General features: G+C 53.3%; 13 protein-coding genes. 1 reads left to right on the top strand and 12 read right to left on the bottom strand.

Features of this window, described 5'->3' with window-relative positions; translation table 11 throughout:
- Positions 1 to 5: 5 nt before the first annotated feature.
- From KNP74_RS07565 to recU, 3 genes are all read right to left on the bottom strand, one after another.
- Positions 6 to 566, bottom strand: coding sequence for a hypothetical protein (locus tag KNP74_RS07565; protein WP_251130111.1), 561 nt, complete (start codon positions 564 to 566; stop codon positions 6 to 8).
- Between the two features lie 89 nt (positions 567 to 655).
- Positions 656 to 3,277 carry a transglycosylase domain-containing protein gene (locus tag KNP74_RS07560; protein ID WP_214763926.1) on the bottom strand — a complete coding sequence of 874 codons (2,622 nt, stop codon included), beginning with the start codon at positions 3,275 to 3,277 and terminating at the stop codon, positions 656 to 658.
- Between the two features lie 21 nt (positions 3,278 to 3,298).
- Positions 3,299 to 3,895, bottom strand: a complete 597-nt coding sequence (recU, locus tag KNP74_RS07555; protein WP_214763925.1) for a Holliday junction resolvase RecU — start codon at positions 3,893 to 3,895, stop codon at positions 3,299 to 3,301.
- 352 nt (positions 3,896 to 4,247) lie between these two features.
- Between recU and KNP74_RS07550 the strand changes: the two genes are divergently transcribed.
- Positions 4,248 to 5,099, top strand: coding sequence for a DUF3800 domain-containing protein (locus KNP74_RS07550; protein WP_034777355.1), 852 nt, complete (start codon positions 4,248 to 4,250; stop codon positions 5,097 to 5,099).
- A gap of 42 nt (positions 5,100 to 5,141) precedes the next feature.
- Here the strand turns inward: KNP74_RS07550 and KNP74_RS07545 are convergent, their stop codons facing one another.
- From KNP74_RS07545 to panD, 9 genes are all read right to left on the bottom strand, one after another.
- On the bottom strand, positions 5,142 to 6,362 hold the full coding sequence (locus KNP74_RS07545; RefSeq protein WP_214763923.1) for an MFS transporter: 1,221 nt from the start codon (positions 6,360 to 6,362) through the stop codon (positions 5,142 to 5,144).
- A 105-nt stretch (positions 6,363 to 6,467) separates the two neighbouring features.
- Positions 6,468 to 7,130: an endonuclease III gene (nth, locus tag KNP74_RS07540; RefSeq protein ID WP_034777352.1), complete on the bottom strand. Its 663-nt coding sequence runs from the start codon at positions 7,128 to 7,130 to the stop codon at positions 6,468 to 6,470.
- Positions 7,130 to 7,717: a DnaD domain-containing protein gene (locus KNP74_RS07535; RefSeq protein ID WP_034777350.1), complete on the bottom strand. Its 588-nt coding sequence runs from the start codon at positions 7,715 to 7,717 to the stop codon at positions 7,130 to 7,132. Before KNP74_RS07535 ends, nth begins: the two co-directional genes overlap by 1 nt.
- Before the next feature lie 59 nt (positions 7,718 to 7,776).
- Positions 7,777 to 9,078 carry an asparagine--tRNA ligase gene (asnS, locus tag KNP74_RS07530; RefSeq protein ID WP_034777348.1) on the bottom strand — a complete coding sequence of 434 codons (1,302 nt, stop codon included), beginning with the start codon at positions 9,076 to 9,078 and terminating at the stop codon, positions 7,777 to 7,779.
- Between the two features lie 20 nt (positions 9,079 to 9,098).
- Entirely contained in the window at positions 9,099 to 10,286 is a 1,188-nt protein-coding gene (locus tag KNP74_RS07525; protein ID WP_214763922.1) for a pyridoxal phosphate-dependent aminotransferase, read from the bottom strand.
- Positions 10,287 to 10,307: 21 nt separating this feature from the next.
- Positions 10,308 to 10,787, bottom strand: coding sequence for a hypothetical protein (locus tag KNP74_RS07520; RefSeq protein ID WP_214763921.1), 480 nt, complete (start codon positions 10,785 to 10,787; stop codon positions 10,308 to 10,310).
- Positions 10,784 to 10,969: a YpmA family protein gene (locus KNP74_RS07515; RefSeq protein WP_016509977.1), complete on the bottom strand. Its 186-nt coding sequence runs from the start codon at positions 10,967 to 10,969 to the stop codon at positions 10,784 to 10,786. The genes KNP74_RS07520 and KNP74_RS07515 overlap by 4 nt, the downstream gene beginning before the upstream one ends.
- 66 nt (positions 10,970 to 11,035) lie before the next feature.
- Complete coding sequence (dinG, locus tag KNP74_RS07510) at positions 11,036 to 13,846, bottom strand: ATP-dependent DNA helicase DinG (protein ID WP_214763920.1); 2,811 nt, start codon at positions 13,844 to 13,846, stop codon at positions 11,036 to 11,038.
- Between the two features lie 107 nt (positions 13,847 to 13,953).
- Positions 13,954 to 14,337: an aspartate 1-decarboxylase gene (gene panD, locus KNP74_RS07505; RefSeq protein WP_021067221.1), complete on the bottom strand. Its 384-nt coding sequence runs from the start codon at positions 14,335 to 14,337 to the stop codon at positions 13,954 to 13,956.
- Positions 14,338 to 14,341 lie beyond the last annotated feature (4 nt).

Genomic DNA, 14,341 nt, shown 5'->3' with positions numbered 1-14,341 from the left:
CTTCTTTACGATTTCGAAGGTGCAAGACGTTCCACGACAGCCTTGACTTGGCTAATCCGTTCGTCATGTACGAGCCGGTGGACGGCCGGCAAACGGAGCACGTCCATCGCTTTGAACGAATCGGCGACATGCTCATTCTCTACTTCGAGACGCGTGATCGCATCGTCAAACAACCGTTGCGTCGACCGTCCGAACAAGACGATGGTATGTAGCTTCGTGCACTTCGAGTGGACCGCTTGTAAATGCTTCGTGTAACGCTGCACCGCTTTATGATAATCTTCATGCGTCGCGAGCGCTTGGCGCTTGCCCCGCAGAAGTTCAGGGTAATATGACTCGTCGCCGAGAAACATCGTCTCAACGCCGATTCGTTTCAAATAGGGATGGCCACTGGCCTCGGCCACGGCTTGATCATCAATCAAGCGTCCGAACGGAATCGATTCCTCGAGGAGCAATCGGCCCATCTTCAAGCCATTGACGCCATGTAACGGGATGCCAAAATCATCCTCTTGCAGTCGGTCGATCACAAACAATACTTTCATCTTACGTTTCAATGAGAGTTGTACCATGTGTCACCATCCTATTCGCTTTCTTTTCATTATAGCAAACGAAACAGAAAAACAGGGCGCTGATGTCGCCCTGTTTCCTGTGAGTCAGATTAGTCACGACCACCGTTGCCATTCCCGTTGCCGTTGTTACGGTCATCCGAGTCTGACGTCGATTGACGGCTGACGTCCCCCTCCGAATCCGACTCCCCGTCTGTCTCATCGGTTGTCGGTTCTTCTTCGGTCGGTTCTTCCGTGTTCTCGTCTTCGGTGTTGTTGTCGTTTCCGTTATTCTCATTGTTTTCGTTATTGCCATTGTTCTCGTTGCTCTCACCATCGGTTTGCTCGCCTTCTTCTTCAGGAGGCGTCTCTTCCGTGGCTGGCTCTTCTTCCTCTTCGGCAGCAGGCTCCTCGCTCCGTTCGACCGTGTAGGAAGTTTGGAGCGGGCTCGACTGTTGATCGCCGACGAGCGCGTTCGTCGCGTTGGCGACAATCGTGAACGTCGTCTCCCCTTCACCGAGGCCAGAGATGGCGATGCTTGTGTCTTCGGTCGTCCCGACGACACGCTCGCTACCGTCCGGACGTGTCTCCGTCACGGTGAACGAAAGTCCTTGGTAACCAGCTGCTTCGACTGCTTGCTTGTCGTATGACCACGAGAGCGTACCTGTCTCGCCTGGCACATCGTAGTCAATCGATGCGCCGGTCGGCGCGGCGAGTTTGTCCGGCTGCAAGTCTTTTGGTTTCGTTCCTTTGACGTACAACTCGTTTCCGAGCGAGAGCACCGATTCCGGTTGCTGGAAGCGATCCGGTTGACCCGTCGCTTTCGTTACTTCTTGCATCATATAGTCAAAGTAGAACTGAGCGTGGTCTTCAGCAAGCGCATCCTTATCAGCTCCTGGTGCTTTTCCGGTCCATACCGAAATTGAGTAATCGGTCGTATAACCAGTGAACCACTTATCGTTTGGATTTTTATCTTTATCGTTCGTCGTCCCGGTCTTCCCGGCGACGTCATAAGGGAAAGGTTCAGGCACATACGTACCAGTTGACGTGTTAACCACGTCACGGAGCATGTCGGTCAACATGTAGGCCGTATAGTCTTCCATCGCCTGTTTTGCTTTAATCGGCGAGTTGATCGTCGAGCCGTCATTGAACTCAATTTTTTGAATCAAGTGCGGCTTCGTATACATCCCGTTCGTGCCGAGCGCAGCGTAAGCAGCCGCCATTTGTGTCGTGCTCGCTTCTGCTACACCGAGACTGTTCGCAGGTAACATCTCGTCACCCGCACGCGCCGGCTCGATGCCGACGTTCTCGACGAACGATTCGATCGCCTCCGAACCGAACTCTTCCTGTACTTCATAGAAGGCACGGACGGCCGGAGTGTTCCCGGAAATCGTCAAGTAATAACGCATCGTATTGGCGCCGCGATACCCTGTGTAATAGTTTCCTGGATTGAATTCATCTTCACCAAACGGTTCATCCATCAAAATTTTCCCAGTCGACCACTGCGCGTTCTCAATCCCCGGACCGTAATCGAAGAACGGTTTCGCCGTCGACCCGATTTGACGTTTCTCGCGCGAATAGTCGCGATAGTTCTTATCGCCCTGTTTCGCTTGCTGACTGTCGATAACGGCGACAATTTCACCCGTCTTCGTGTTCAACACGGTCGCTCCCATGAGAAGGTCTTCTGGGAACGTCTCAGTCTGAAGATTGACGTTATCGTTCTTAATATCGCTATTGAACTTCGTATGCAAATCTTTATTGATTGATGTATACACTTTCAAGCCCGTCCCGTAAATGTCGGCCTGCTCGAGACCGTAGTCTTCCTCGAGCTCGGCTTGGACGCGAGCGTAAATAGAGCGCGTGTACGTCTCTTCTTCTGTTTCTTTACCTGGCGAGATGACGTCCGCGATTTCAACGTCGAGCGCCTGGTTGTATTCTTCTTCCGTGATATGACCGTCACGCTTCATCGCTGAGAGCACTTGCTCTTGACGATAACGCGTCAGTTCCTGGTCCCCGTTGATCGGGTCATAGGCACTCGGACGTTGCGGGAGACCCGCCAAAATAGCCGCCTCTTGGTAATTCACTTCTGAGACCGGCTTATTGAAGTAGCGTTTCGATGCCGTTTGGACACCATATCCGCCTGTACCGTAATAGTTCTTATTCAAGTACATCTCGAGAATCTGCTCTTTCGTGTACTCGCGCTCAAGTTTGATGGCGAGCCACTGTTCTTGCAGCTTCCGCTTCAATTTCTTGTCGGTCGACAAGAACGATTGTTTGACGAGCTGTTGCGTGATCGTCGAACCACCTTCGGCCCCGAAGCCGTCCGTCAAGTTCGCGACCACGGCGCCGCCGATACGGCGCAAGTCAATCCCGTTATGTTCATAGAAGCGACGGTCCTCGATCGAGATGACCGCTTGTTGCATCACTTCTGAAATTTCATCGATGGAGACGTACTCCCGAATTTGTCCGCTTCCTTCGAGCGGTTCGCCTTCAGCTGATAATAGTTGGATCGGATACGTATCGACCAACTTCTCTTCATCGAGCGGCGGTGCCGTCGCGATCGCATACGCAGTGTATGCGGCACCGGCGATGACGCCGATAATGAATAAAATCCCTAAAATCGTTAAAATGCGTCGAAACTTCGACTTCTTCGTTTTTTGTTTCGGCTTCTTGGCCGCTGGTTTACGTTTATTACTCGTCGTATCTTGTCGACGTGCCATCCGACTTCGTTCCATTCACGCTTCACTCCTTCTATTTCAATCGAGCCACGCCTCAATCGCCGTCAAATAATCGACGGCGGGCATCGCCCGGGTTGGAACTTCAATTGCTTCTTGCTCGATATAGGAGAGCGGAATCGACTTCCGTCCCGATTCGCGCTGTTCCCACCAAACTAATAATTGCTCCGTTGATAACACATATTGCGTATTATAGCGGCTAAACCGAATGATGACAAAACAAACCCCTCCATGCCGCTCGCACTCACGCATGTGGTTGATTTGGTGGTCGTGGAAGTTTCCGAGTGGAAATGACGTCTTATTGTTCGTCTCTTTCGCCTCGAAATCGATGTACTTCCCGCGATACACCCCGTTATAATCGGTCGTCGACGCTTGCTTGAAATACGCCTCGGTCACTTTCGCCGCGCTCCGTTTCGGGTAATCGACTTTCACGATTTGCAGCGGTGTCGGCTTCTTATGGATGACCGCTCGTCCATGAAGTCGGTAAAACTCATTTGTGTCGTTCAGCAGCTTCTCAAGGTTCATGCCTCGATTCGCATACGTCTGCGGATTAGAGCGGACCGGCGTTGCCGCAGGTTTCGGCTTTTTCCCGTTCGGATATTGGAACAATGTCGTCACCCCTAGTCTCTAGTTTAACAGGTTGGTCCAGCCGTTCCTTCCGTCTGAAGTCTGATTGTCGAGTTCTGTCGCTCGACTCCTGTGTGGATTTTCCGCAATCCATATCGTACCAAACTCCCGTATGTTAAACTAGTATGTAGTTCATTGTGTAGTCAAATTGACACGACCTTGTTACGGAAGAGCTATTTATTTTTCTGAAATAAGTCTTCTACTTATTAGCCATAATCAAGACAGATTAAACGCAGATTGACGTAAGTTTGAAAAAGTGCGCAATAAGCAATGTAAACCAAGGTTGGAAAACAATTAGCAGGCTCGCTTGGATAAATAGTTGAGCCATGGTTGGAGGAGTAAGATGGAAACACAAAAGAAGTATGTCATGTTCGTCGATGAGACGGGCACGCCAAAAGGAAATACCCAGTTCAACCTCACCGGCGTATTGATGGAATACAAATATGCAATCGATGCCGACGAGGCCGGGATGCCGTGCGAGTTGAAGCGCCGGTTACATGCCTTCAAACGCGACGTGTTCAAGACGGAGAATATTCCGCTCCATTTAAAAGAGATTTTAAAGGCCGAGCATCCGTATGGAAAAGAGGACGGCATCACGATCGATATGCTTCGTGACTTTTGGAACAAGTTGCCGGACTTCCTACGCGATATCAACTGTACAATCATTAGCGTCGAGGTCGATAAACAAAAACTTCACGACTTCTATTCAACGCCGAAAGACCCGTACGTCGTCGCCTTCGCCCACTTGATGAAATCGTTTTATGCATTCTTAGAAGAGACGGAAGCGGTCAGCGCCCGTGTCGTCTTGGAATCGCGAGACGACTATCAAAACTTGCTCATCCAAAAAGCGTTCTTCGATATCTTCAATTCAGGGACGGTCCATCTCGACGTCGAGAAGAGCCGACAAAAGATTAAAGGTTTCATCTTCTCGGAAAAACAGAACACAATCTATCAGTCTGGGCTTGAAATCGCTGACCTCGTCTGTCTACCGCTCTCGCGCGTACGTCGCGGCGTCATCGAAGTGAAACCACGGTTCGTCCATTATGGGGATGAGAACCGGATCTTCAAAGCCATCAAGGACAAGATTTACATTCGTAAAGAAAGTCCTGACCAAGATTTCCGTAACTGGGGATTCAAAAAAGTACCGATCACGAAAAAACGCCGCGAATGGAGCGACCATCCGTGGAACCATTAAAAAAACTGCCTTGCCGAAATCTTCGGCAAGGCAGTTTTTTGATTAACGCAAACCTGGAAGTGTCTCCCGCAAACGACCGAGCGCATTGAGTCCGGCCAGGAACGGTAGGACGGCCACAAGCCCGATCGCCCAATCGATGGACAATATGTCGGTCAACACCCCGGCAAAGATGGCCCCGAACGCATAGCCGCTGTCGCGCCAAAACCGATAGACGCCCATTGCTGAGGCGCGCCAATATGGCTCGGCGATGTCACTGATCGAGGCTTGGAGCGTCGGATAGACCATTGCCGTCCCGATGCCGAGCATGACCGCGGCGAGCACCCATTGCCAATAGTCGGACATGACGAGAATCGCCCAAAGCGAACCGGCCTGGACCCACATCCCGGCGACGATCAATCCTTTGCGTCCGATGCGATCGCTCCATACCCCGGTGAACAGTTGTAAGAAGCCCCACGCCGCCGGATAGACCGCCACGATTAATCCGACTTCAGCTAGACTGAGCCCTTGTGCGGCGAAATAAATCGGGAACAAGCCCCATGCCATGCCGTCTTTCAGATTGGTCGACAGACCCGCCACCGTCAGACTCGAGAGCAATCGATCTTTCCACGTCGTCGTCATAAATACGTCTCTCGCGGAACGTGTTTTTTCAGACCCGCTCGTCGGTTGGAGCTGTACCTGATTCGTCGTATCGCGGACGAACAGTGATAACCCGAGACCGATGAATGCGACGAGGACGCCGATATAAAACGGTTCCGGCCGACTGCCGTACGTGACGGCAATCATCCCAGAGACGGCGGCCATCACGGCGACACCGACATAACCGGCGAATTCATTCAGTCCGACCGCGAGCCCCCGCTCCGTCGGTTTAGCCAAATCAATCTTCATATTGACCGTCATCGACCACGTCAGTCCTTGGTTGATCCCAAGCAAGACGTTCGCCACGATGATCATCCACCAGGCCGGGGCCAACATGACGAGCACGGGGACGAATACCCCAATCCCCCAGCTGAAGACGAGCACTTTCTTGCGCCCGAATCGATCGGCGATGGCTCCTGCGAAGTAATTGACGACAGCCTTCGAGAACCCAAAGCTGATGATGAATGATAGTGCCGCACTCGTCGAGACGAGCCCGAAGTCCTCTTCTCCGATGATGGGCAAGATCGTCCGTTCGAGGCCGACCATCGACCCGACGAAAAAGTTCGTCACGACGAGCAAGATAAAGTTCATTTGATTTTCTTTTATTCCAATCCGGGTTTCACCCATATACATCCTCCTTGCCGATTGCTAACTGGATTGAGTATACCAAAAAATACCCCCTCACGTATAAAAAAGCGTCTTCCTGATCATTGTAATCAGGAAGACGCTTGTTCATTGTCCGGTCGCTTGCTTGGACTTCATTCGTTTCTTGCCTTCGCGGCACATGTGCAACAGCGGACATGTCTCGCAGGCAGGACGTTGCGCTTTACAATGGTAACGTCCAAAAAAGATGAACTGATGATGGAGCTGAGACCATTCTTCGCGTGGGAACTTCTTCATGAGCGTGTCCTCGACTTGACGGACGTTGTCTTTCCAACGACAGATTCCGAGCCGTTTCGAGACGCGCTCGACGTGTGTGTCGACGGCGAACGCCGGTTCATGAAACGCGACGGACAAGACGACGTTCGCCGTTTTACGACCGACGCCAGGTAACGCCTCGAGTGATTCGCGGTCCGACGGGACGATTCCGTTATGACGTTCCACGATTTGCATCGACAGCGCCTTCACGTTTTTCGCCTTGTTCCGATAGAGACCGATGCGCTTGATTAACGCCTCGATGTCGGCGACGTCTGCCGCGGCCATCGATTCGACGGTCGGATAGGCCTCGAACAGACCAGGCGTCACTTTGTTGACGAGTGCATCCGTCGCCTGCGCCGATAACGCCACGGCCACGACCAGCTCGAACGGGTTGCGGTGCGTCAACTCACAGTGGGCGTCCGGGAACATACGGCGCATCTCGTCCGACACTTCGTTCAATTGGGCTCTCGTCAACATCACTTTTTCCTCCGTTGATAATCGACGAGGTCCTCGAGCGACTCGACGTTATGGTCTTGCCACACCCGGAGGATCTTGTCCATATATTTGAAGTTCCGTACGTTGCGTAGTTTCGCTTCCCGAAGCGCGGCCATGATCAGCTCTTCGCTGAAGCCGTCCTCGGTCAACCAGCCGACAATCTGCTCGATCTCGAATGGAGTGATTGTCCCGAACTCGCGCTCAAACGTATGAATGATGTTCTCATTCAACGAATGGGCCGATTTTTCAGGTGCCGCCCCTTCCTCGAGCGCCAAGAACAATGGAAGCAGACTGTATCGTTCGACCTCGGCCGACGCGTCGATGGCGATCAACTCTTTTTGGAGCAGGCCGAGCAACACGGCGCGGGCCTCGCTCTCGGCCACGTTCATCCGGTCCCCGAGCTCACTCGGGAGCGGCATCTCGATGCCTTCCCCGATCATTTCAAGCAAATGGATGACGAGATTGAACTCGACCGGCGTCAAGTTGAGGCGACGTGCCTCGGTGAACAGTTTCCTCGGAACGACGACTGGATTTTGTTCGAACAGCTTGATTATATTATGTGCATCCATGTCGCACATCCTTTCTAGACAAATCAATCGGGGAAGACAAAGTCATCCCCGATCGGCGATTATGGGTGAATGCGGTTCAAGAGACGTGGGAACGGGATCGCTTCGCGGATATGCTCGATACCGCTAATCCAAGCAACCGTCCGCTCAAGGCCGAGGCCGAAGCCAGAATGCGGGACCGACCCGTATTTACGGAGTTCGAGATACCAGTCGTACGCGTCCGTCTCGTCAAGACCTTCTTTGATGATTTCTTCTTTCAAGCGGTCGTAGTCGTCTTCACGCTGCGAGCCGCCGATGATTTCGCCGTAACCTTCCGGCGCGATCAAATCGGCACAAAGGACGAGTTCCGGGTTCTCCGGGTCGACTTTCATGTAGAACGGTTTGATGTCTTTCGGCCAATGGGTGATGAACACCGGGAGGTCATGCGCGTTGGCGATGGCCGTCTCGTGCGGTGCACCGAAATCGTCACCATACTCGATGTCGTCGAAGCCTTCCTCTTTCAAGAACTTGATCGCATCCGTGTAACGGACGCGCGGGAACGGTGCTTGAACTTTTTCAAGTTTTGACAAGTCACGTCCGAGCAGTTCCAATTCGTTACGGCAGTTCTCAAGTGCCGACTTGGCGATGTATGAGACGTAACGCTCTTGGAGCTCGAGGCTCATGTCGTGGTCGAAGAACGCCATCTCTGGCTCGATCATCCAGAATTCGATCAAGTGACGGCGCGTCTTCGATTTTTCGGCCCGGAACGTCGGTCCGAACGAGAATACTTTCCCGAGTGCCATCGCTGCGGCTTCCATATAAAGTTGGCCCGTTTGCGACAAGTAGGCCGGCTGTCCGAAATAATCTGTCTCGAACAATTCCGTCGTGCCTTCCGGTGCGCTCGACGTGATGATTGGTGGGTCGATCTTCACGAATCCTTCTTGGTTGTAGAACTCGTACGTCGCCCGGATCAATTCGTTACGGACTTTCATGATCGCGTGCTGACGACGCGAGCGGAGCCAAAGGTGACGGTTGTCCATCAAGAACTCTGTCCCGTGCTCTTTCGGTGTGATCGGATAGTCGACCGATTCCGCGATCACTTCCATGTCTGTCACCTCGAGTTCGAACCCGAGCGGCGTGCGACCACCGTCCGATTTGACGGTACCGGTCACCCAGACCGATGTTTCTTGTGTCACGCCTTTGGCGAGGGCAAACAAATCTTCGGCCACATCGGCTTTGACGACGACCGCTTGGGCGAAGCCGCTCCCGTCACGAAGTTGAAGGAACGCGATCTTTCCGCTCGAACGTTTGTTGGCGATCCAAGCTCCGACCCGGACCGTCTGGCCTTCATAGTCTTTAAATTGGCTGATTGAAATAGTTGTCATGTTCATATCCATCCTTTCGCTTATCGAGCGTTACGTGTAATGAAGTCTTCCACTCGATCGAGCGCTTCTACTACTCGTTTTAATTCTGTTGCATATGACAAGCGGACGTAGTCGTCCTGACCAAAACCTGAACCCGGGACGAGCGCGACGTACGCCTCACCGAGGACGGCCTCGCACCACGCATCGACCGAGTCGTAACCGCTCATCGTGGCCGCTTCTTTGGCGTTGGCATATAAGTAAAATGCGCCTTGCGGCTTCAAGCATGTGATTCCTGGAATCGCAATGAGTCGTTCATAGACGATCTCGAGTCGTTCAGCAAACGAGACACGCATCATCTCGACGTCATCTTGTGGCCCATTGTAGGCTTCGACCGCCGCAGCTTGCGCGATCGACGTCGGGTTCGATGTCGAATGCGACGCGAGGTTCGTCATCGCCTCGATGATCGTCTTGTCACCGACTGCATAGCCGATGCGCCATCCCGTCATCGCATGCGACTTCGAGACACCGTTGATGATAATCGTCCGTTCCCGCATGTCAGGAAGCGTCGCGATGGAGACGAACTCCGCCTCACCGTAAACGAGTTTCTCATAAATCTCGTCACTGACGACGAGCAGATCGTGCCGTTTGACGACGTCCGCAAGCGCCGAGAGTTCAGATTCTGTATAAATCATGCCGGTCGGGTTCGATGGGCTGTTCAAGATGACCGCCTTCGTCCGATCCGTGATGGCCGCCTCGAGCAGCTCCGGCGTCAATTTGAACATCGTCGTCTCGTTCGTGTCGACGTAGACCGGAACTCCGTCAGCCAGCTTCACTTGCTCCGGATAACTGACCCAATATGGTACCGGGATGATGACCTCGTCCCCTTCATCTAAAATCGCTTGGAACAGCGCATAGAGGGCGTGTTTCGCACCGGAAGCGACCATGACCTCTGGACGTGTGAACGTTAAGTTGCTGTCGCGTTTCGTCTTTTCGATGATTGCGTCTTTGAGTGCGACCGTCCCGCCAGATGGGGTATACTTCGTGTCGCCATCGCGTGCGGCCTGACAGGCTGCCTCGATGATGCGTTCAGGCGTATTGAAGTCCGGCTCACCGGCCCCTAGCCCGATCACGTCTTGACCCGACGCTTTTAACGCTTTCGCTTTCGCCGTGATGGCGAGTGTCGTTGAAGGTGTCAACTGCTTTACACGTTGTGCCAATAGATGTTCCATTGAGATCCCCCTCTAGTTTCGTCAAGGCGAGTCCGTCAATTGGACCCGTCGAATGAATTCGCCCGCTTGGAGCGTATAGTACGAGTACGTGTAAGACGTGCCCGCTTTTGTCACGACTTCGATCAATGCCCGTTCATCGAAGCCATATTTACAGCTGACGAGCGTACCGCCGGTCTCTGCGACCGAGTCGGCACAGATTTGTTCTGAATCGACCGTTGCGATATCTCGTGTCTCGATTGGCAACTTGTCGTCGACCGGCACGAATTGGACCCGATTCGTCTCCTCGAAGACGACATACGGTTCTGTCCCGTTAAACAGTTCGGCCCGTTCAATCGAGACGGACGGTTGCTCGTCGACGAGTCGCTCGCGCGCTTCCTCGATCATTTTCTCTTTCGTCCGCTCGGTGTGGCCGACCGTGAACCAATAAATGCCACTAAATACGATGACGACACCGATGAGTGCCGTCATGAACGCAATCACTACTTTTGTCTTCCGTGTCATTCCGTCCGATAGATGGTGAACACCATCTCTTCTTTCTTCGGATCATTCACTTTTTTCTCTAAAGCAAGACCGAACATTAAATCTTGGCTCTTCAACGTACGATTCAACAAGTCGACGATTTTGTAGACGTCTGCCGTCGGCTCGATTCGAACCGTCGCCAACGTCTCAATATTCGAATTCATGATTACTCCTCCTTCAAAAAACACTATACCCATTATTATAAAGCGATAATTTCACGATGCCTAGCGTTATCTCTGATTTCCTAGCCCGGTCTTCTCTTTCTCGTCTAAAAACAGCTCAAGCTCAGCGAGTGCGGTCTCGAGCGGTCCGTCAATTCGATCGACGGACGGTAGACTATTGATGAACTGCTTGCCGTAACGCGTCGTCTCGACGCGACGATCGAAGACGAAGATGGCGCCGTAATCCTCTTTCGAACGGATCAGGCGACCGACCCCTTGCTTGAAGCGGATGACCGCTTGCGGAAGCGATAGTTCAAAGAAAGACGATTTACCGGTCGCCTCGATCTTCTCGGAACGAGCCTGCATGACCGGCTGGTCGGGCGGCGCGAACGGAAGCCGGACGATGATGAGGCAGGTGAGTGCCTCGCCCGGAATATCGACCCCTTCCCAAAAGCTTGCCGTTCCGAACAAAATCGACTGGTCGATCCGTTTGAACTGTTTCGTCAAGCGGCTTCGCGATCCGCCGCTGACGCCTTGGGCGAGGAGCGTGTACGCCTCATCCAATTGGTCTTTGACAGCCTCGTGCGTCAAACGCAACAGTTCGTTCGACGTGAACAAGACGAGCATCCGTCCTTTCGTCACGTTGGCGATTTGGGCGATCGAGTCCGCGATCTGCTCGACGAACCGCGGCAACGGAACTTCGTTGATGAGCGGGATGTCGGACGGAACGAACAGTTTCGCTTGCTTCTTGAAATCAAACGGAGACGCCAGGACGACGCGGCGAACGTTTTCCCCATCGAGTCCAAGACGGCGTTCGATGAAGCCGAATCGTCCTGAGACGGTCATCGTCGCCGACGTCAGGATGGTCGGCCGTTTGGCGAACAGCCGCTCATGCAGGAGCGGTCCGATCTCGACCGGCTGGGTGTACACCGAGGTCAACTTGCGATTAGCCAGATTGAGCTCAACCCAACTGACGGCATCGTCGTCCCGCGTGAGCATCGTCTCGTAGAGGACGCTCTCTATATCGCGCACGTCGCCGATGAACGCTTTCAAATCACCGAGCACGGCCCGTTGTTTGAACGTCATATGCTCTTTATGCTCATCGAGGAGACGGTGCAGTTGTCGCAATGTCGTCCGTAACGTGCGTAGACGGTCTTCGAGCCGTTTCGCCACTTCACGGATTGGTCGGAACGGTTCCCCTTCCCGCTCGAAGCGGACGGTTTGACGTTGCTCCCGTTTTTTCCCGAGTGACTGGAGCGCCGTGAGCAAATCGTTCAGCTCATCGTCGACGCGGGCGAGTGCTTGATCGGTCGCTTTGCTGAACGCCTCGGCTTCTTCCGAGACGGACGTCAAATCGGCGAGCCCGAGCACGCGCGAATGAAACTTGCCGTCGGCACCGTAGCCGAACCATTTGAACAAGCGGTCAAATTGAATCGCGTCAAACGTGACTCCGAAGTGATGCGACGCGACTTCCTCGACTTGATGTGCCTCGTCCAAGACGAGTGGCGTATCGGTCGGGAGAATCCCAGCCTGGTGTTGCAAATCAGAGAACAACAAAGCATGGTTCGTCACGATGATATCGGCCTCTTTCGAGCGCAAGACGGCCCGGGTGAAGAAGTCACGGCTATACCAAGGGTCGAAGCGACCGAAGTCAGAGGCGGCATCGGCCTGGATCAGCCGTTTGAACGAGGCCGGCCCTTGTGACGCCGCACCGGGCAATGACAACTCTTCCAAGTCCCCCGTCTCGGTCTCGGTCAACCAGACGAGGACCATTGCCTTGCACATCGCCGGGAGCAGCCCGTCATTCGTTTCTTCGAGAATCATCTCGAACTTTCGGAGGTCGATGTAGTTGCGTCTCCCTTTCAAAAGTGTGAACTCGATTTCAGGGAAAATCGCTTTTAAGATTGGTAAATCTCGATTCAACAACTGTTCTTGCAACTGAATCGTATGTGTGCTGACGACGACCGGGCGCTTCGTCTCGAGGGCGTGGTGTGCGCTCGGAATCAAATACGCCAATGTCTTTCCGGTCCCCGTACCCGCCTCGATCAACAGCGTCGCCTCGTCGTCGAGCGCCTTATAGACGTGTCGCATCATCTCGAACTGGCTTTGACGCGGTTCAAATTGACCGAATAGTGCCGGAAGCGTCTCTTCGATCGTCCGGTGAAGAAACGGCTCGAACGGGTCGCGTTCGACAGCGGGTTCGAACGTATCGACGAGACGTCGGAGTGCGATTTTCCGATGAATATCGAACGTCGTCTCATCGTCGGCTCGGATCCCGACCTCAAGAATCAACTCGTCGAGGAGCGGTTCGACGTTGCTCGTCCACGACTCGGACAGGCGTCGTAACTGTTGTAACGTCACGAGCGGCAAGGCGCGCAACCGTTCAATCAAACGAATGAACAGTTCCGCCGTCGCCTCGGCATCGCTGAGCGCCCGGTGCGCGTCAGTATGCACGAGATCAAACGTCTCGGCGAGCGACTCGAGCGCATGGCTCTCAAGCGTCGGGTATAGGATCCGGGCCAGCTCGACCGTGTCGATGGCCCGTCCCTGAAACGGGATATACCCGGCTTGCTCGAGGCTTTCATTTAAAAAATTCAAATCGAAAGACACGTTGTGGGCGACGAATATTCGCCCATCGAGCATCTTCCATATATCTGGAATCACTTCCTCAAACGTCGGGGCTTCCGCCACGTCTTGGTTCGTGATCGTCGTCAACTGCGTGATAAAAGGCGGGATTGGGCGACTCGGGCGAATCAAGGTACTGTAGCGCTCAATCACTTCACTCCCTTGAACGACCACCGCCGCAAATTCAATCAGTTCGTCGCCGGACTTGACGGAATGACCAGTCGTCTCCAAATCCACTATCACATAGGTGTCCATAACATCCATCCCATCTTCGGCACGCTCGTGCTTTCTGTCTGTCTCATCTTACCATAGAACGATACACGAAAAAACGGGGATGCCTCTATCGGACATCCCCGCTCGTGTCATAGAATCGTATGGGCGATCTCTTCATAAAGAAGTTGATCGATCTCGTTCCGTTCGTTCAAGACGGCGACTTTCGGACGATGCTGTTTCGCTTCCTCGGCCGTCATTTGGCCGTACGCCATGATGATGACGACATCTCCGACTTGGAAGTGACGGGCCGCTGCACCGTTCAGACAGACGACACCCGAACCTCGTTCTCCTTTGATGACATACGTCTCGATACGGGCTCCGTTATGGTTGTTCGTGATGTGCACATGTTCGTTTTCCATGATGCCGACCGCGTCCATCAAATCTTCATCGATTGTGATCGAGCCGACGTAATGCAAGTTCGCCTCGGTGACGGTCGCTTTGTGTAGTTTCGCGTGCATAAATGTTCGAATCATTGGA

The organism is Exiguobacterium sp. s141 (genome assembly GCF_018618085.1).
Classification (GTDB): domain Bacteria; phylum Bacillota; class Bacilli; order Exiguobacteriales; family Exiguobacteriaceae; genus Exiguobacterium; species Exiguobacterium mexicanum_A.
This window is presented reverse-complemented; position numbering and strand designations above follow the sequence as displayed.